This window comes from Faecalimonas umbilicata, assembly GCF_004346095.1.
Taxonomy (GTDB): domain Bacteria; phylum Bacillota; class Clostridia; order Lachnospirales; family Lachnospiraceae; genus Faecalimonas; species Faecalimonas umbilicata.
In genome coordinates this window covers 1-20,103 of sequence record NZ_SLZV01000010.1, presented here as the reverse complement: position 1 = coordinate 20,103, position 20,103 = coordinate 1, and the positions used below count along the sequence as shown (strand labels likewise).

The 20,103-nt window shown below is 41.8% G+C and carries 16 protein-coding genes and 1 pseudogene; 16 read left to right on the top strand and 1 reads right to left on the bottom strand.

Annotation, left to right across the window (positions count from 1 at the left end; translation table 11 throughout):
- Positions 1-10 precede the first annotated feature (10 nt).
- From EDD74_RS06045 to EDD74_RS06035, 3 genes are all read left to right on the top strand, one after another.
- A complete protein-coding gene (locus EDD74_RS06045; protein ID WP_116441073.1) occupies positions 11-706 on the top strand; it encodes an ABC transporter ATP-binding protein in 696 nt (231 codons plus the stop codon).
- Positions 690-3,248, top strand: coding sequence for an FtsX-like permease family protein (locus EDD74_RS06040; RefSeq protein ID WP_165851566.1), 2,559 nt, complete (start codon positions 690-692; stop codon positions 3,246-3,248). Before EDD74_RS06045 ends, EDD74_RS06040 begins: the two co-directional genes overlap by 17 nt.
- Before the next feature lie 529 nt (positions 3,249-3,777).
- Positions 3,778-4,077, top strand: coding sequence for a hypothetical protein (locus EDD74_RS06035; RefSeq protein WP_116441075.1), 300 nt, complete (start codon positions 3,778-3,780; stop codon positions 4,075-4,077).
- Positions 4,078-4,225: 148 nt separating this feature from the next.
- Here EDD74_RS06035 and EDD74_RS06030 read toward each other — a convergent pair whose 3' ends face one another.
- Positions 4,226-4,720 carry a hypothetical protein gene (locus EDD74_RS06030; RefSeq protein WP_008977053.1) on the bottom strand — a complete coding sequence of 165 codons (495 nt, stop codon included), beginning with the start codon at positions 4,718-4,720 and terminating at the stop codon, positions 4,226-4,228.
- 168 nt (positions 4,721-4,888) lie between these two features.
- On the opposite strand from EDD74_RS06030, the gene cls reads away from it, so the two are divergent.
- The 13 genes and pseudogenes from cls to EDD74_RS05965 all read left to right on the top strand — a co-directional run bounded on the left by cls (position 4,889) and on the right by EDD74_RS05965 (position 19,977).
- The gene (gene cls / locus EDD74_RS06025; protein WP_008977052.1) at positions 4,889-6,364 is read left to right on the top strand and encodes a cardiolipin synthase; all 1,476 of its coding nucleotides are present in this window, start codon (positions 4,889-4,891) and stop codon (positions 6,362-6,364) included.
- A gap of 135 nt (positions 6,365-6,499) precedes the next feature.
- Positions 6,500-7,549, top strand: coding sequence for a trigger factor (locus EDD74_RS06020; protein ID WP_016439537.1), 1,050 nt, complete (start codon positions 6,500-6,502; stop codon positions 7,547-7,549).
- Between the two features lie 16 nt (positions 7,550-7,565).
- On the top strand, positions 7,566-8,372 hold the full coding sequence (locus EDD74_RS06015) for a LytR/AlgR family response regulator transcription factor (RefSeq protein ID WP_242990057.1): 807 nt from the start codon (positions 7,566-7,568) through the stop codon (positions 8,370-8,372).
- Between the two features lie 12 nt (positions 8,373-8,384).
- Complete coding sequence (locus EDD74_RS06010) at positions 8,385-9,113, top strand: sensor histidine kinase (RefSeq protein WP_116441076.1); 729 nt, start codon at positions 8,385-8,387, stop codon at positions 9,111-9,113.
- A 109-nt stretch (positions 9,114-9,222) separates the two neighbouring features.
- Entirely contained in the window at positions 9,223-11,043 is a 1,821-nt protein-coding gene (locus EDD74_RS06005; protein WP_116441077.1) for an ABC transporter ATP-binding protein, read from the top strand.
- Positions 11,036-12,901, top strand: coding sequence for an ABC transporter ATP-binding protein (locus EDD74_RS06000; RefSeq protein ID WP_116441078.1), 1,866 nt, complete (start codon positions 11,036-11,038; stop codon positions 12,899-12,901). Before EDD74_RS06005 ends, EDD74_RS06000 begins: the two co-directional genes overlap by 8 nt.
- A 158-nt stretch (positions 12,902-13,059) precedes the next feature.
- A complete protein-coding gene (locus tag EDD74_RS05995; RefSeq protein ID WP_008977045.1) occupies positions 13,060-14,850 on the top strand; it encodes a flavin reductase in 1,791 nt (596 codons plus the stop codon).
- 444 nt (positions 14,851-15,294) lie between these two features.
- Complete coding sequence (locus EDD74_RS05990) at positions 15,295-15,573, top strand: hypothetical protein (RefSeq protein ID WP_242990059.1); 279 nt, start codon at positions 15,295-15,297, stop codon at positions 15,571-15,573.
- A gap of 88 nt (positions 15,574-15,661) precedes the next feature.
- Positions 15,662-15,856, top strand: a pseudogene (locus EDD74_RS05985) (hypothetical protein); the annotation flags it as partial.
- A gap of 275 nt (positions 15,857-16,131) precedes the next feature.
- Entirely contained in the window at positions 16,132-16,572 is a 441-nt protein-coding gene (locus tag EDD74_RS05980) for an Hsp20/alpha crystallin family protein (RefSeq protein ID WP_008977041.1), read from the top strand.
- Positions 16,573-16,759: 187 nt separating this feature from the next.
- A complete protein-coding gene (locus EDD74_RS05975) occupies positions 16,760-17,719 on the top strand; it encodes a DnaJ C-terminal domain-containing protein (RefSeq protein WP_116441080.1) in 960 nt (319 codons plus the stop codon).
- Positions 17,720-17,911: 192 nt separating this feature from the next.
- Positions 17,912-19,450: an asparagine synthase (glutamine-hydrolyzing) gene (gene asnB, locus EDD74_RS05970; protein ID WP_116441393.1), complete on the top strand. Its 1,539-nt coding sequence runs from the start codon at positions 17,912-17,914 to the stop codon at positions 19,448-19,450.
- A 158-nt stretch (positions 19,451-19,608) separates the two neighbouring features.
- Positions 19,609-19,977 carry a peptidylprolyl isomerase gene (locus EDD74_RS05965; protein ID WP_242990060.1) on the top strand — a complete coding sequence of 123 codons (369 nt, stop codon included), beginning with the start codon at positions 19,609-19,611 and terminating at the stop codon, positions 19,975-19,977.
- Positions 19,978-20,103 lie beyond the last annotated feature (126 nt).

The window sequence follows — 20,103 nt, the reverse complement described above, 5'->3', positions numbered from 1 at the left end:
GAGGTGACATATGGCAGTTTTGAGAGCAAAAGAACTTACAAAAATCTATCAGGCCGGAAAAGTTTCCGTGCATGCGCTCAATGGGATTTCCGTTTCTATTGGGAAGGGAAGTTTTACAGCAGTGATTGGGAAAAGTGGTTCTGGGAAGACAACGTTGTTGAATGTGCTAAGTGGTCTGGAAATTCCAGATAGTGGGACGGTCCATCTAGGAGCTGTAGAGCTGACTGGGTTAAAAGACCGCAAGATGGCTGCGCTTCGCAGGAAAAAGATTGGGTTTGTATTTCAGAAATTCTATCTGATTCCAGAGTTTACTGTGTGGGAAAATATTTTCATCCCATTTTATTTAGACGATAAAAATCCGGATATGGACTATGTGGAATTTCTTTTAAAAGAAATGCATATGTGGGAGAGAAAAGATTTTTTCCCCGGAGAACTGTCAGGGGGAGAACAGCAGAGAGCAGCGATCGTGCGTGCACTTGCAAACCGTCCGGAGATTCTGTTTGCAGATGAGCCGACCGGAAATCTGGATGTGAAGAACAGTGAGGAGGTACTTGCACTTTTTCAAAAATTGCAGAGACAGATCGGTCAGACGGTTGTGATGGTAACACATGACCTTGATATTGCGAGGAGAGCAGATCGAATCATCTGTCTGGAAGATGGGAAAATCGTATCAGATACGGAGGAAGAAAATGAATGCGAATCTTAGAAGACTTACAAGAAAGGGGCTGCTTCGCCGGAAAAAGAGCAGTCTTGCCATGCTTGCGGTCTGTACACTTTCATTTTTCTTTGTTCTGAGCATTCTGATTTTGCAGAGTAGTCTGACAGAAACGGAATTGCGCCAGAGAGAGCGCGCTTATGGAGCATGGGAGGCGGCTGTATTTACCGATGATGCTCAGACAGAAAAGGCGGTAGTGCAGCAGCCGATGGTGGAACGAAGTGGAAAAATAGAAGTGCGTGCCACTTATCCGATCGGAAATATGGAAGGGAATGGGACCATCGGTGCGATGGATTCGCAAGCGGCAGAGATTGGAAAATTGGAATTGGCAGAAGGGCATCTTCCAAAAAGGAGAAATGAAATTGCAGTGGAGATGAGCACACTGACTAAAATGGGGTATGATTATACACTTGGACAGAAGATTTCTGTCTGTCTGAATTATCAAGATCCAATTTCAAAAGAAGAAAAAAGCGAACAGAGAGTATTTATCCTAAGTGGAATCCTGAAAGATTATTCGATGTACTGGATGGAAGGCAGATATGATTGGCCGACAGCGTTTGCAAAAGGGGAAGATTTGCCAAAGGAGCAGAAAGAGAGGATACTTCTGGTTGACATTTCTGAAAAATATTATGGAGCGGTTACAGATTTGGAAGCTTTTTGCAAAGATGGAACTATTTATAATGAAAATACTTACTATGAACTTTCAGGGAAAGAACAGAAAGTAAGTATTCTGGAAGATACAAATGTACTTTTGGCAGTTCTATGCGCTGCCTCTGCACTGATAATTCTGCAGATTTTTTCTGCTACCTTGAGACGGCGGGAGGTTGGGTATCGAATGCTCAGAGTGATTGGAGCGGATAAGCGACAACTACAGGAGATGATCTTGTGGGAAGGAGGAATTTTCTGGGGGATTTCATTTTTGACAGGAAGTATTTTGGGTGTGGCAGGAACCTATTTTCTGGTATGGGGAATCCGTGAGAGACTTCACTTTGAGATTGTATTTGCAGCAGAACCCGGGCAGATTTTTATAGGGATCCTCAGTGTATCAGTCTCTATCTGGCTTGCAATCGGCTGTTCTGTCATGAGGATGCAAAGAGGGAAGCGGCCAGAGAACATCAGTGAGCAGAAGAGGTTGTCTATGATTCGAAAGAGACAGCATAGATTTCGGAAAAAAGAAGTGTGGAGCAGAGAGCATGCACTGCATCCATATCTTTGGACTTTTTCTGTCGTCAGCACATTTCTGTGTGTGTGCATGATCTATTCGGTGACTGCTGTTGTCAAAAATAGGGCAGATTCTTATGGATATCAGTGGACACCCGATTATATTGGAAGGGGGATTCTTCCGGAACATATGCTTCGGGAAGAGATACCTACACGTATGAAGGCTGTGCAGGGGGTGAAAGAAGTCAATACGTTGCAAAAAGCATATCCAATTTCACTTACTTGGGAAGAGATGGAGGAGACACAGTATGTAAAACTGCATAGAAATCTGAGAGGACAGGAAGGACAGAGGCTTGAAACACAGGTACTTGGTGTGGAGAGAGGGGAGAAACTTTTTCAAAAGTATGCAAAAGAACAAGCGAAAAAGACGCTGAAGGAAGAAGCTTTCTGGAATGGAGAGGAAATTTTAATCTATCTTCCAGTTATTTTGACGGACAGAGAAGGAAACGCGGTGGATCGGTGGGAAGAGCCATTTCCACTCTTTTATCAAGAACATCGGGAAACGAAAATTCGCGAGGGAGATACCCTTACATTGACCGGAGCAGGCGGAGAGAAATCTGTGCGTGTCGGAGGCATCATCAGGGAATTTCAAGCACGCGATGCCTATGTGGCGGAAGCATTTTCGGAGTATACGGTGATCGCAGCAGGAAAACTGGTGCAGGAACTCAATGGGATGGGAAAAGAGAAGACATACAGTTATGTGGAAGGATTTGTCGATCGTTATGGGGATACACATCTTACAGATCGAGAAATGTCGGTGATTATGAAAGAGGTAGAGAAAGAGTTCCCAAAAGCAGGTACGATTACAAATGAGAGGATCCGAAGAGAACAGTTGAGGAAAGACTTGTTTGCAAGTATGTTTGGAGCGGTGTTCCTGCTTGTTGTCATTGTCATACTTTCCTGGCTGATCCAGTGGCAGATGGCAAGGGCAAAAGCAGCCGGAATCGGAAAGAAAGTAGGAATTTTAAAGGCACTTGGAATTCCAAAACGAAGGTTGTGCCGGGTTTACTGGAAAGAAACAATGAAAATTCAGCTGGGAGCAATCTTATCGGTGATCCCATGTGGAGTACTACTCCAGTCCTTTTTATATTGGAAACGGCTTGAGGGTCTTGCGTGGGGAGATGGATGGCAGCCACCTCAAGATCTTTACGGTTGGATGGAACAGATTATATTTCCGACTATGCAAAGAACCGCGTGGGGATGGCTTGCGTTGATTTTTTTAGGGTATCTTTTGGTAGTTGTGTATATTTCTTATCGGCCGTATTGGAAGGAAATACATAGAGGGGTGATTGAAAATCTGAGGGAAGAGTAAAATAGAGAAATTTAGGAAAAGCCGGGTAGGGTCAAATGATTCTGCCTGGTATTTTTTGATTGCTTTCTGATTTTTTAATAGAGATGTAGAACTGTAACTTAGGATGTTTGAGTGCTTTTCGTATCATACTTTGAAATCAGAGTATTTCTGTCTTTGATTTATTTTTTCATGTAGTAGGCTAAAATGGTCACTAACTGTAGAATTTTAAGTAAAATGAAATTCATTAGAAATATTTAGTTTGTAGAGATTCTCTATATAAATACATGGTGTCACCTAATTGTAAGTATTATCTGATACAATTATATTAGAAGAAAAAGAATAGAGAATATCATAAAATTTTCCAGTGAATTCAGTCGAAATAGAATCTATACGATGAAAAACTATCAGCTTTAAATAGTTTTATTCAAAATTATTTAAGTGTTAAGTTGATCTAGAAATATTATTATGATGTGATAGATGTTTATTTATAGTATTGAAAGTTAAGGATATTTATGGCTATTCTCGATTTTCAGTTGAAAGGAGATTACATATGAAAAAAAAGAGTATTGGAATTTTATTATTAGGATTAACTTTAGCAGGAAGTAGCATGGTTGTGGCTCCAGAAGTTATGGCAGGAGAAAAAGTAGATGTAATTGATGAAAGAGGTATCAACACTTATGAAAAAAGGGAAGTAAAATATTTTACCCAACAAAATTGGCCAGCTAGCTATTCTTATACAGAATATGTGGGAAATGTAAAAATGACAGGAACATTATATGCAAAAAATTGGTATTATGATGGGGGCTTTTATGTTGTGACATATGCAGGTACATTGGTAGGATATTCATAGAAATTGTAGTAAATTTATATGCTCACTAATATTTATAAACAGCCTGGCTACCAGATTTACGGTGGCCAGGCTGCTTAGACAAAATTCGAGTTAATACTCAGAATTTAAACATTTCCGTGAAAAAATTTTCATCTCGAAATTGTTTTGATTATTTATTTTTCTTTGTAGATTCTTTACTCTTTTTGTTATCGTTTTGTTCGTCTTTGTTCTTTTTGAATCTTGCGAAGAAGCCTTTTTTCTTTTCAGGCATTTCTAATTTCCCGCGAAGTCCTTTGACATCTGTGATATAGATACCGCTGAGAACTGCTTTGACTTCCTTTTTGACTGGGATCAATGGGAAAATTTTCTCGTCGCACATCAGAGTCATTACTTTTGGACCGATCTTTGCTTTTACAACCGGAACTTTGGCTCTGCGCAAATATTTCGGTGTACTCTCCAGTACGATGGCAGGAAAACCGGCTTCTTTTAGTTTCATATGCTTCTTATCAATGATAAGCATCGTTACATTTTGAGCCATAGCATCTAACTGCTGCTGTTGTTCTGCCTGTTTCTTTTCCGCTTTTTTTCCCAAGAAGTACAATACGATCGTGCCGATGATCAGTACGGCTAAAACGATAAGTAATATAATTACTGGTAAACTCACGATAGACCTCCTAGTATATAGTAAAAATACATTTTTAGACAAATAGTATTGTAGCATTGTTTCTTAGGAAGTGCAAGCGATTTGAGCGCTGCACCTTACTTTTCTGTGGAAAAATGAGTATAATAGGGAATGAGAAAAAGGTGAAAAATACAAAAGTGAGGTGAGGGAATGTTAGGAAATATTTGGAATGATCTTTGTACAGGAACTGGCTGGATGATGGAGCATCTTGTTTTGATCAATATTCTTCTTTCGTTTGTGATTATCTTCTTTCAGAGAAGAAAGCCGCAGACTGTCTGGACATGGCTGCTCGTACTATATTTTATACCAATTGTTGGATTTGTATTGTATCTGCTGATCGGACAAGATTTCCGAAAGAGCAGAATGTTTAAAATGAAGGAAATTGAGGGAGAAGTAAATTATGCAGTCAGACGGCAGGAGAAGAGTATCCGTCGGAAGCAGTTTCGTCTGTCCAATCCAAAGATGGAACGATTTGAGAATCTGATCTATTACAATCTGGAAGCGGCCAGTGCGGTGTTGACAGGGAATAATGATGTACAGATTTATACGGACGGCAGAGAGAAATTCGCGGCTCTGATACGGGAAATCCGCGCCGCAAAGACATATATCCATCTGCAATATTATATTATCCGAAAGGATGAGCTGTGGCAGGCGATCAGCAGAGAACTGATCAAAAAGGCCAAGGAAGGCGTGGAAGTACGCATCCTGTTTGACAGTATGGGATGTCGTGATATGAAGAAAAAAGACTGGGAGGAGCTGAATGCAAATGGAATTCAGACGGCAGAGTTTTTCCCGGCGCTGCTTGGGAAGCTACATTTGCGTGTCAATTATCGGAATCATAGGAAGATTGCGGTCATCGATGGAAGAGTTGGGTTTGTCGGAGGATTCAATATAGGAAAAGAATATATTGGACTGAGCGAAAAATTCGGATACTGGAGAGATACCCATCTTTGCATCGAAGGATCAGCGGTTACTTCCCTTGCGGTGCGCTTTGTGATGGACTGGAACTATGCGGCCAGAGACAATCTGTTTTTGCGGGATGAGTTGTTTGAAATTCCAGAGTACGTAAGAAATGGAAGAGAGCCGGTACAGATTATTTCCAGTGGACCGGATTCCAAAAGTGAAGAGATCCGTGACAACTATATGAGGCTGATCCATAAGGCGCGCCATCATATTTATTTGCAGACGCCATACTTCGTGCCGGACGACTGTATTTTGGAAGCGCTTCGGATTGCGGCGAAATCGGGAGTAGATGTGCGGATCATGATTCCGTGTAAACCGGATCATCCGTTTGTTTACTGGGCATCGTATTCCTACCTTGGGGATATGATCGAGGCTGGGGCAAAATGCTATGTGTATAACAACGGTTTTCTCCATGTCAAAGGACTGACGGTCGATGGTCTTGTAAGCTGTTTTGGGACAGCCAATATGGACATTCGGAGTTTTGAACTGAACTTTGAAGTCAATGCCGTAATCTACAGTGAGGAGACGACAAAAAAACTGGAGGAAGCTTTTGAACAGGATATTCTAAATTCTACGTTAGTGACAAAACGTCTTTACGAAGAGCGGAGTCTTCTCATCCGTGGAAAAGAGCAGTTTTCCCGCCTGCTGTCCCCTCTTTTATAAGAAGACAGAGGATTCTAAAAGAAGTGTGAAATCTGGCAAAACACCTTTCTTTCTGTTGGGAAGTGTGATATAACTGAAAGAGCAGTCAAAATGTGAGATGACAGCTGGAAAATGAAAGAATAATGAGGTAGGAAGATGAAAAAGAAATTAGCGGCGCTTCTTCTCGGAGTGTGTATGACAGTAACACTGGCAGGATGTCAGAAATCCATTGAGGACGATAATGTAAAGATCAGTGAGTATAAAGGGATTAAAGTAGAAGGACTGGAACTGGCGAAAGTGACAGATAAAGATGTAGAAAACAGCATCCAGAGCACATTAGAAGCGGAAGCTGAACATAAAGAGGTGACAGACCGGGCGACAAAGAAAGGAGATTCTCTGGAAGTTTCTTACGTTGGAAAAGCAGATGGGGAGACATTTGATCAGGGAGACCTTACGGTAGAAGTCGGAGGCGAAGGATTTGTGGAAGGATTTTCAGAAGGAATGGAAGGGCATAAGCTGAATGAGACATTTGATATTTCTCTTACATTGCCGGAGAATTATCCAGCGGAAATCGCGGGGAAAGATGCAGTGTTTACCGTAACGATCAATTCCATTACAGAGGAGATCCTGCCAGAGCTGAACGATGAATTTGTACAGAAAATTTCTGACAAGGCAAAGACCGTTGACGAGTACAAAAAACAAGTAAAAAAAGATCTGGAGACATCTAATAAAAAGACGGTAGAGTCTCAGAACAAAAACAGTGCATGGACAGAAGTAGTCAAAAACACAGAGCTGAAAAAAGAGTTTAAAGAGGATATCAATGAGAGCGTAGATCTGATGAAAGAGCAGTATACACAGCTTGCAGAGATGTACTACCAAGTTACATTTGAGGAATTCCTGGAACAATCTGGAATCACAGAAGATCAGTTTGTAGAGAAGATGGAAAAGCAGGCAAAAGATCAGTTAAAGAGCAAGTATGCAAGCAAGCTGATCGCCGAGAAAGAAAAATTAGAGCTTTCCGACAAAGCATATAAGGAAAAATATGACGAATATGCACAGTCCTACGGATACGAAAACGGAGATGCATTTATTGAGGCAAATGGTGAGGACGGAGAAGAGAAGCTAAAAGAGAGCATTCTCTTAGATACAGCTATGACATGGGTTGCTGATCATGCGAAGTTTGTAGAGGCAGAGACGGAGAAATAAGAAGTTAGATGCAAGAATGGCAAGAGGAGTCTGTAAAATTCTGACCGGAAAGGCGGAGCATCAGACAGAAAGAATAAGGGGAGAGAAGACAGTGCGGATTGCATATTGTGAGGATGAGCGCGCGCAGGCGGTGCTGACAGAGGATATGATAAAAAGCTGGGCAAAGGAGCGCGGGCAGAAGTGTATCGTCGATGTATTTTCCAGTGCAGAACAATTTCTATTTGAGTTGGATGGAGAAGAACTCGTACCCTATGATCTGCTTCTTCTTGATATTTCGATGATCGGGATGGATGGATTCACACTTGCAAAACAGATTCGGAAAACGGATATGAATATTCGCATTGTTTTTTTGACATCAGATCCAAGTCATGTATTTGATGGCTATGAGATTGAAGCCTGGAGATATATGATGAAACCAGTAAGGGAACAAAAGCTGTATGAAATGTTGGACATACTTGTGACAGAACTTGCAGACAGAGAAGAGCCATATGTTCTTTTGGAAGTGGCAGGGGAGAATATCAAGGTGGAGCAGGGGCAGATTTTGTATGTTGCAGTGGATGGTCACTACACCACAGTGTATTGCAAGGACAGACAGCTGACGGTCAAAGAGAGTTTCGGGGAAGTTTTAAATCATCTGAACAGAGATACAAAGGACGGGGGCATTCCTCCTTTTGTGAAATGTCATAGAAGTACTGCTGTAAATTTATCGAAGGTGAGCCGGATTGGCAGGCAGAGCTGTATTCTTGCAGGCGAGATCGAGGTTCCGGTGAGCCGGGGAATGTACCAACAGCTTAATCAGGCATTTATTCAGGAAAATCTATAAGGAGTATTACAGATGAGAATGGAAATCATAGGGCTGGCTGCAGTGGCAATGCTGCTCCTGCTTGTGATCATCGGTTTCGTGATCCGGGCAATCATGCAGCGGCAGTATGAGAAGGCGCTGATTGACTATCAGAACAAAATTTTGTCTCAGGAGATGGATGAAGTGCGGAGCATCTATATGACGATGCGAGGTTGGCGGCATGATTATCATAATCATATGCAGTCGGTAAAGGCATATCTTGCGAAAGATAATATCACTGAGGCAAAGGAATACTTAAACCGGCTGGAGGAAGATCTTGCGGATATCCGCCTGCTGTTTGATACCGGAAATCTCAATGTAGATGCGATCTTAAATGCGAAGATTTCACTTGCGCTGGAAAATGGAATCTGGTGTGACTATAAGGCGGTGATTCCCAAAGAGTTGTCTGTGTCGGACATTGATCTGTGTGTCGTGATCGGGAATCTGATTGACAATGCAGTCGAAGCATGTCGGACGGTGAAGAAGGAAGAACAGTTTCTCCGACTTTATATTGCACCGCTGAAGCAGCAGTTGTATATTACAGTGACCAATGCCACCAGCGAGGTTGTGCGAAAACTCGATGAAGAATATATTTCCAAAAAGCGCGGTGATCACGGTCATGGGCTTAAACGGATTAACAATGTTGTGAAGAAATATGACGGTTATATCAATCGAAAGAATGAACCAGGGGTGTTCGTCACCGAGATCATGCTGCCATTATAGAGAAAATTTGCAATTCATGCACGGATTTTTACAATTCGTGCATGTTTTTTCTATTTTGAGAACAAATGTGATAAGTTAAGAATGCAAGAAAAGAGAGGAGGCTTTATAGATGGAGGAAGAGAAGAAACAAAAGCGAAAGAAAAGGAGCATTTTAAGCAACCTGATTTTCTGCTTTGCACCGGCTATGAAGAAAACTCCGGTTTATCTGGTGCACATCGGGATTCAGGCAGTCACATATGTTCTTCTTCTGTTACTGGGGGTAGGGGCAAATGCACTTATCGTATCGATGCTGGGGAAGGAAAGCCCGCTTATGCTGTTGATCGGGGCGGTCATGACCATCTTTCTTGTATACGGGGCGATTAGCTGGATCGATACTTATCTGCAGAATATCATATCCGTAGAATACATCGAAATGAGGATGGGAGGACACTTTTATTCTGTTCTCGAAAAAATATTGGAGATTTCTCTGGAACAGTCAGAAAGCAGTGAAATCCGTCAGAGGATGGAGAGGTCGCTGATCGCATTGAATGGAAACGATTCCAATGGAGTGCAAGGCATGATGCAGCGTTTTGGAATGTTTTTTACAAATGTACTAGGGCTGGTCACATATGCAATGATCGTGGGAAGTATGGATATACGCATCTTGCTGCTCCTTGTCGGTCTGTCACTGATCACTGTCGCAACGTCCAAAGTTTCTGTAAAAGTGTATGAGAGGGTCAAAGAAAAACTTGCTGGATATCAGCGGATAGAGGGATATATTGACCGGCTTGTGGATGATATTGCAGGCGGAAAGGATATCCGCGTCTTCGGACTTTCCGACTGGCTGATCGGAAAATATGATTCGGCAATCAGACAGCGAAGAAAATATAGGGCGCTTTATAATGCGGCCTGCTTCTTCTCGGACTTTACAGAAGTGATCCTGGCAGCAGTCAGAGACTTTATCTGTTATTTTTATCTGATCTATCTTTTGAAACAGGGGCTTTCGTCAAGCATGTTTGTGTTTTATATTGGATTGATCAGCGGGTTTGCCAAATGGTTTACAGAGATCACAAGCAACTTTGTTGTGATGAAGCGGTGTGGGCAGCAGGTGGATGATCTTAGAGAGTTTTTAGAACTTGAGAGCGGATCAGGAGGAGAAAGGCGGATTCCGGAAAACCAATTTTCCAGTCTGGACATTACGTTTGATCATGTATCCTATCGCTATGAGGGGGCAGAGGAAGAGGTGCTAAAGGATGTTTCCTTTACCATCCATCAAGGAGAGCGGCTTGCACTTGTCGGATTAAACGGGGCCGGAAAATCTACGATTGTAAAACTGATCTCTGGTCTATATCTTCCTACAAACGGAGCAGTCTATGTTAATGGGATCGACACGAGGGAACTGGATCGTAAAGCCTATATGCACCATGTCGCTGCAATTTTCCAGAATCCGTTTATCATGTCGTATACAGTTGGGGAAAATGTGACGCTCTCAGGAGAATGGGACGAGGAAAGGTTATGGAATGTGCTGGAAAAGGCAGGAGTGGCAGAGAAGATCAGGAGCCTTCCGGACGGACTACACACCTATTTTGGAAAAGATGTATCGGAAGATGGGATCATGTTCTCGGGTGGACAGATTCAGAAGCTTCTTTTGGCCAGGGCGCTGTATCACAGCCCGAAACTGTTACTTTTAGATGAACCGACCGCAGCGCTGGATGCACTTGCAGAAAAAAATATTTATGATACTTATCAGAAGACGCTGGAAGGAACAAGTACGATCTTTATTTCCCACCGGCTGGCATCGACACGGTTCTGCGATGAGATTCTTCTGCTCGACAAAGGGGAGATCATTGAGCGCGGAACCCATGAAACATTGATGAAAATGGGAGGGACATACGCTTCCCTTTTTGAACTTCAGGGGAAATATTATCAGGAGGAAGAGGCACATGAATAAGAGAAAACAGATGTCTGTAAAAGAAATGTGGAAATTTTGTCTTTTTCAGGCGAAAGGCTATCGGATTTTGCCGGTGATCCTTGTACTTGGAATGCTCTCGGGTGCATCGGTTGTCTATATTAACAGTTTTCTGTATGCGAAGATTCTCGATGTTCTTCTGGAGGAGAAGTATCGGCAGGCAGCAACTTTTGTCGTGATTCTTGTTGTGACGGTGATGATTGTATCATTGATCTCAAAGGCAGCGGAACAGATCTTTTCGCACTATGCGGAACCGAGCGAGGAGGAGACGAAAAAGTGTACTGCAAAAAAAGCATTTTCCATGGAATACGAAGAAATTGAGAAACAGGAGACGATTCAGAAGTTTCGAAGAGTACGGCAGGCAGAGCGCGGACATGGAGGAATCTCCGAACAGTGTATGGAAATTTATAAGTATTTTACCTGCTGCACGGAAGTTGTTTTTGCCAGTGGATTTGTCGTGCTTCTTCTGCTGCAGTCAGACTGGGAGAAGGAAAGTATCTTTCGGTTTCTGATCAGTACGGGGGTGATGATCGCTGGTTTTGTATTTGTATTGTGGTTAGGAGATAAGGTTTCCGAACGGATCGGAAAGGAAACGGTAATCACTATGCATGCAAATGAAAAGTCAAATGCATTGTTTGATTATTTAATCGACCTGATTGTTTCAGAGCAGTTTGCGCAGGATATCCGTCTGTTTCAGCTCAAAGAATATCTGATAAATAAATTTCAAGGAGATGTGATAAAGAAGTGTATGGAACTGTTCCAGAGAAGAGCAAAAGTTTCCGGACGTGGAAATGGCACTGTCGCTTTTGCGCTTCAGATCCTGGCAGGCATCACTTATGTATATATTGCAATAAAGGCAATCGCAGGAAGTGTTTCCGCCGGGGAAGTGCTGATGTATGCGGGTGCGATCATAACGATGATGAACAGTATCCGTGAAATGATGGGAGCACATATTGAGATTGATTATGCCAATGAGTATCTGAAATCTTATGAGGAATTTATTCATCTCCCGAATATGCATTATGTAGGGACACTGCCGATTGAAAAAAGAGACGATAATCAGTATGAGTTGGAGTTTGACCATGTTTCTTTTTGTTATCCGGGGACAGAGACGTATATTTTAAAGGATGTAAGTTTAAAATTCAAAGTAGGGGAGACGATGGCGCTTGTCGGGATGAATGGTGCAGGAAAAACGACATTGATCAAACTGCTGCTTCGTTTCTATGAACCGTCTGAGGGAAAGATCACTTTAAATGGGATTGAGATCGGGAAATATGATTATGAGGAATATATAAAGATTTTCGCGGTTGTCTTTCAGGACTTCAGACTGTATCATTTTCCATTGGATGAAAATATCGCAGGCTCCGAGAAAGTGGATGAAAAGAGAGTATGGAAGGTGATCCGTCAGGTCGGGCTGGAAGAAAGAGTGAAGAAGATGAAAGATGGGATTCACACGCTGCTCTATCACGAAACCGGGGATGGCGAGGCGCTCTCCGGCGGGGAGGCGCAGAAGGTTGCGATCGCAAGAGCGCTTTATAAAGATGCTCCGTTTGTGATCCTCGATGAACCGACTGCAGCGTTAGATCCGGTGGCAGAATCGGAAATCTATGAGAATTTCAACGAACTGATCAATGGAAAAACGGCCATCTATATCTCCCACTGGATGAGCAGCTGCAAGTTCTGTGACAGAATTGTTGTTCTGGAAGAAGGAACTGTTGCAGAGAGCGGAAATCATCAAACATTGATGGAAAAGAAAGGGAAATATTTTGCGCTTTACGAGGCACAGGCACAGTACTATGTGAAGAAGAAAGCGGAAGGAGGGGAATCAGAAATTTTATAAAAAAAGAATTGTGTTCTTATCCGATTCTAGTTATAATAGGCATAAAGATAAAAATTTCACAATCTCTGAAACAGAGAGAAATCTGTGAGAGAAAATCAAATGTAAGAAAAGAATCAGACTGCGAAGTCAGTATTTCAAAAAATCAGGAGGAATACAAAATGAAGGTGACAAATGATATCATTTACGTTGGGGTTAATGATCATCAGGTAGATTTGTTTGAAGGGCAGTATGTTGTGCCAAATGGAATGTCTTACAACTCTTATGTGATCAAAGATGAGAAAATCGCTGTAATGGATACTGTGGATGTGAATTTTGCGGAAGAATGGCTGGCAAATATTGCACAGGTGCTGGATGGAGCAAAGCCGGATTATTTGATCGTGCAGCATATGGAACCGGATCATTCTGCGAATATTTATAATTTTATGAAGGTATATCCAGATACAACGATCGTGGCAAATGAGAAGACATTTGTGATGATGGCCAACTTTTTCAGGGAGATGGATCTGGAAGGAAGAACATTGGAAGTAGAAAACGGACAGACATTGTCACTTGGAAAGCATGACCTGACATTTGTGTTTGCTCCGATGGTACACTGGCCGGAAGTTATGGTTACTTACGACAGTACAGAAAAAGTACTGTTCTCTGCAGATGGATTTGGTAAATTCGGGGCAAATGATGTGGAGGAAGATTGGGATGACGAAGCTCGCCGTTATTATATCGGAATCGTCGGGAAATATGGTACACAGGTACAAAACCTCTTAAAAGTGGCAGCGACACTGGACATCCAGATGATCTGTCCGCTGCACGGACCGATTTTAAAGGAGAATCTTGGACATTATATCGAGAAATATGATATCTGGTCTTCTTATGCAGTAGAAAAAGAAGGTGTGATGATCGCTTACACATCGGTCTACGGAAATACAAAGAAAGCAGCAGAAACTTTGGCGGCGAAATTAGAAGAAAAAGGATGTCCGGATGTGTATGTCTGTGACCTTGCACGCGCAGATATGGCAAGAGCAGTGGAAAATGCATTCAGCTATGGGAAATTAGTGCTGGCGACAACGACATACAATGCAGATATTTTCCCGTTTATGAAAATTTTTATTGAGCATCTGACCGCGCGCAATTACCAGAAGCGCACGATCGGGTTCATTGAGAACGGAAGCTGGGCACCGACGGCAGCAAGAGTTATGAAGGGAATGTTTGAGGATAGCCAGGATATTACATGGATGAAAAATTCAGTGAAGATCATGTCCTCGCTGAGCGAAGAGAATCTGGAAGAGTTAGATCAGATGGCAGATGAGTTATGTCAGGAATATATTGCCCAGTCAGATGACAAAGCGAATAAAAATGATCTGACAGCACTGTTCCGTCTTGGATATGGACTGTATGTTGTGACTTCAAGAGATGGTGAGAAGGACAACGGACTGATCGTCAACACCGTTACACAGCTGACAGACAATCCGAACCGTGTGGCAGTCAATATCAATAAGGCGAATTATTCGCATGACATCATCAAGAAGACTGGTGTGATGAATGTCAACTGTCTCTCTGTGGAAGCACCGTTTAAAGTGTTTGAAAGATTTGGATTCCAGAGCGGAAGAGAAGCAGATAAATTCGAAGGATGGAATCTGCTGCGTGCAGACAATGGTGTTGCCTTCCTTCCAAAATATATCAACGCCTTCCTTGCATTGAAAGTGGAGCAGTATGTGGATCTGGATACACACGGAATGTTTATCTGTACCGTGACAGAGGCTCGTGTGATGAATGATAAAGAAACGATGACATACACTTATTATCAGAAACATGTAAAACCAAAACCGCAGACAGAAGGAAAGAAAGGATTCGTATGTGTGGTATGTGGATATATCTATGAAGGAGAGGAACTTCCGGATGATTATATTTGTCCACTGTGTAAGCATGGAGTTGCGGATTTTGAACCGATTTAGGGAAAAGTAGAAAGCTAGCTTTTAGTTATATCCCCTGCATACATTGTAAGAGATGTTTGCAGGGGATTTTTTAATTATTTTGATAAGAATTATCCCAATATTTTAATCGATATTCTTTCGGTGTCATGTGATGCTTTGAATAAAAAATATGATAAAAATGAATCTTCGGCAACTGGTGTTACTACTTTACCAACTACATTCGTCCAAGCAGAAAACAAGCAATACCGGACGGAGTTGACGCAAGCTCACGCATGAGTGCCGACCAGATAAGCGACGTTGCCTTGATTATTGTCGATTTGATATTCAATGCTGGCGGTGTGAAAGATGTACTGTTAAAGCTACTAACAAGATTATCGATGCGTAAATCATTGTAAAGCATATATAGAAGTGCTATAATACCTAGCAAATAGCAAGATATTATAATTTTATATGGGAAGTGATATTGTGGAAATTATTAAAGATATTGTAAAATATTTAAGTAGTGGATTAGTAGAATATTTCTTAGAATGTAAAGTTAGTGATAAAAGACAAGAATATTTTAGGAATAAAGGTGAAAAATGGGCGAAATTCTGTTTCTATATGTCGTTAATAGTTTCTATTTTTCTAATAATCATAGGTATTGTTGGATTAGTAAAAAAGAAAAGCATAAGTATTTTCTTTTTGCTTGTAGGTATAGGGATAGCTTTATTTATGCTGGTTGACTGGGGAACATCAAAAAAATAATTTTCTATGCAGTACAGTTTAATAACTTTGAAAGCAGTTAGTATTGACTGCTTTTTTTCTTACCTAAAAATCAGATTGGAGTGATGAAATGAACAATATTTTTAAGGATATGCAGGTAAAAATTGGTTGTGAATACATTTTCTACCTGTCGATAGAGGTTGCAGAAAAGTTAGGTGTGGGTGCGGAAAGTCAAGATTACCGCATTATCGAAAAAGTACTGCCCTTTGCTGATGAAGTTCAGGAACATACAAGTGTGTATCAGTTCAATGAATTAGATTTTGTCGGATTTTTTTATAATAAAAGTTATAGACTCAGAGAATAGTTTTTGATAAAGGGGAGGGATGAAACGGTCATAGGACAGGAATACTGGCAGGACACAAAATGTTCACAATTTTTTTAGCACTCCCTCTTGACGAGTGCTAACATAAGTGTTATATTACAACTAGAACAAAGGAGGAGGACGAAGAAAGGATGAGAAGATCTGAATAGTCCCCACATCACCGGTTCCAATAAATGACATTTATCAATAAGATTTTAATGGAAAAGGAGAGATGATTTATGATGATGCCTAGTATTTTTGGAGAGAATTTGTTTGATGATTTCTTTGATTTTGATTACCCATTCAGAGGTTACCAGAGAGCGAACACAGAGTCTTTGATGAAGACAGATATTAAGGAGCATGAACATGGCTACGAATTGGAAGTAAGCCTTCCGGGATATAAGAAAGAAGATATTCACGCAGAATTAAAAGATGGTTATCTGACCATCCAGGCGGCGACGACGAAGAACAACGATCAGAAGGATGAGAAGACAGGCAATTATATCCGCAGAGAAAGATATTCCGGATCTTGCAGCAGAAGTTTCTATGTAGGAAAGGATATCACTCAGGAAGACATTAAGGCAAAATATGAAAATGGTATACTTGTTCTTGCAATCCCGAAGAAGGATCAGAAGAAAGTAGAAGCTGAGGAGAAGAAATATATTGCCATCGAAGGATAGTGCTGGTAGGTGTGTATGGGGAAGAACTTTTTGTTACGGATCAAGAAAGCAGTGATAGATTTTCAGACACACTCTATATAGATTTGGGACTGCATGATTACAGACTGTGACATGCAGTCCCGTTTTTATTCCGCAGGAAATTTTTAATCTTGCATAAAAATTGTAGTAGGAAAGGGGAGAAATAGTTATGGCGGCAAATAAGGATTATTACAAGATTCTCGGAGTGGACAGAAATGCAGACGCGAATGCGATCAAGAAGGCATACCGGAAACTGGCAAAAAAGTATCATCCGGATACCAATCAGGAGAATTCTGTTGCAAATGAGAAATTTAAAGAAGTGACCGAAGCTTACGAGATACTGCACGATGAAGAGAAACGGAAGTTGTACGATCGATTTGGAACAGCAGCCTTTGATGGAAGTATGGGAGCAGATCCGGGCACCTATCAGTCGTACGGAGAACCTAAAGGGGCGAAGTTCTATCGAAGTCCGGACGGAAGCTACCAGGAATTTCATTTTGAAGGCGGAAATATGGATGATTTTTTTGATGACATTTTTGGAAGTTCTTTTCAGAGAGCAAGGGGAAGTGGAGCTGGACGGCGCGGTTATCGCAGGAAAGGTGCAGATGTCACTGCAAAATTAGAGGTGACTTTTGAGGAAGCAGCATTTGGAGGAGATAAGGTCATCTCTTATACAGACGACAGTGGGCGTGCACAGTCTCTGAAAGTACACATTCCGGCGGGAATTTCTTCCGGCAAGAAAATCCGGCTGAAAGGAAAGGGACAGGACGGGATGAACGGAGGGGAAGCCGGAGATCTGTTTCTGGAAATTTCAGTAAAAGACAAAGTCGGTTATGAACGGAAGGGAGACGATGTCTACACGACCATTCAGATTCCATATACAACAGCGGTGTTGGGCGGTGAGGTGATTGTGCCTACACTTTACGGAAAGGTAAGCTGCAAGATCAAGGAAGGAACACAATCCGGAACAAAAGTGAGACTGGCCGGAAAGGGAATCGCACATATGGGTCAGCCATCCGGAAAAGGAGATCAGTATGTGACAATTCAAATACAGGTGCCGCGGAATCTGAGTGAAGATGCAAGGAGAAAGTTGAGAGCATATCAGGAGGCAGCAGGAAGAGTTGCATAAGCATTGCTGTTTAAATACCACTGTTTAAGAATGATAAAGAGGAGAAGTACGGGAAAGATAAAGTGTAAGGAAGCAGTTGTTATTGGAAAAACTTTGGTTTATAATAGGGGTGTACAAGCGGGAAGGGAGTTTTCTCTTCCTGAATGTATTTTGGAAACCGATGAATTTACACTTTATAAGGATGGGAAACATATGATAAAAGTTCAGGAATACAGAGGACATATTCGCAACTGGGAGGCGCTTTGCGAAGAGCTTTGCATTGACAAAAGCTTATCCAGAAGAGAGAGAGAGGAGCGGATTTTGGTTCGGGCATTTGAGACATGGCAGTTTGATATGGCAGCGCATTTGTATGGAATGTTTGCTTTTGCGCTCTGGGATGAAGAGGAAAAACAGCTATTCTGTCTCAGAGACCAGTTTGGCACGAAGCCGTTCTACTATTATGAGACGGAAGATGGACAGCTTCTCTATGGAACAACAATCCGGGGAATCATGGAGCAGCCAGGGTTTGTCAAAGAATTGAATGAGGAGATGCTGCAGATCTATCTCAGTCTGACTTACGTGGCAGGAGAGAATACATTTTTCCGTGGACTGAAGAAACTGCTTCCGGGACGTTACCTTATCTGGAAGGACGGAGTAGTGACAGTAAAGCGCTATTGGAAGCCGGAATTTCATCCGGATGACAGCAAGTCTCTTGAGGAATGGGCAGACGAGATCCACACGACACTTGGCGAGATCATGAAGGAAGTAAAGACTTCGGATGAGCGAGTGGAGTCTTTCCTGTCAGGCGGAGTGGATTCTTCCTATGTACTTGCGATGTCTGATGCCGATACTGCGGATACATGCGGTTATGAGGAAGAACGGTTCGATGAGTCCGTACTGGCTGTAGAGACTGCGCGCATTTTAGAACGTAAGATTTCCAGACGTGTGATCAATCCAGAGGAATATTTTAATATTGTTCCATATGTAATGTACAATATGGAGCAGCCGCTTGGGGATGCTTCTGCGATTGTGTTTGCACTTGGATGTCAGGCGACTGCAGAGCATACGAAGATCTGCTATTCAGGAGAAGGTGCAGATGAATTTTTCGGTGGATACAATATGTACCGCAATGCAGAGCGATACGGGGAGAATCTAAAGAACTTCTATGTCGGTAACACGAACATTATGAAAGAAGACGAGAAGAAAAAGATCTTGAAAAAATATGACCCGGACGTACTGCCAATCGAAGTGGCACAGAGTATTTACGAAGAGATGGAAGGGCTGGATCCTCTGACAAAGATGTCTAATATCGATATCCAGATCTGGCTGGAGGGAGATATTTACCTCAATGTAGATAAGATGAGTGAGGCGGCAGGACTTGAGGTTCGTATGCCGTTGACAGATTTGCGTATTTTCGATATTGCGTCCAGAATGCCTTCGAAGTATAAAGTGAATGAAGAGCAGAATAAGGTTGCGTTCCGTACAGCGGCACAGAAAATGCTGCCGGAAGAGATTGCGTTCCGAAAGAAACTCGGATTTATCGTGCCAATCCGTATCTGGATGGCAGATGACCGCTATAATCAAGATGTGCGCGCCAAATTCCACAGTGAGATGGCAGAGAAATTCTTCAATGTAGAAGAGATCAATGTAATCTTTGATGAGTATGTCGGAGGAAATTCTGACAACTGGAGAAAAGTTTGGACAATCTATACATTCCTTGTATGGTATGAAGAATATTTTGTAAAGCGTTAATCGTGCACTGACAAATGGCATGAGAGCAGCATTGCTGCATCGGATATAAGGAAGGATTCAAAAAACGTGTGTGAAAAGCCGGAGAGGTTTCACGCACGTTTTTCCTATCAGAAAAAGCGGATCACAAATGAAAAGTTTGAGAAAAAGGAGAGAGGGATATGGAAGAAAAAAGAAATCCTATTGCAATTATTGTGACAAGATTTGGGGAAATTAAGATAGAGCTATACCCAAAAGAGGCGCCAAATACGGTGAATTGTTTTATTTCTTTGGCGAAAAAAGGACTGTTTGATCACCGGAAGATTAGAAGAATCGCACCGGGATTTGTATTGCAGCCGAGTTATTCTGACTTTGAGGATGAAAGGTGTGCAATCTCACTCGATGGAGAATATCGAAATAACGGGTTTCCGAATGATATTCCGTTTGAGCGCGGGACTGTCGCGATGGGCGGAGAGGGAAATGTAGCTTCGGGAAGCTGTTTTTTTATCCAATGTGTCGTAAAACCCCTTGCTTTAGCTATGGGGATATAAGACACTTCCATCGAATTTACGCAAGTAATTTAAGATGGAACAAAAATACTCTTGTATTAGATTTTGAAATGGTATATAATACACATATGAATATTGCATATAAATCTAATAACAATATAGTCTATT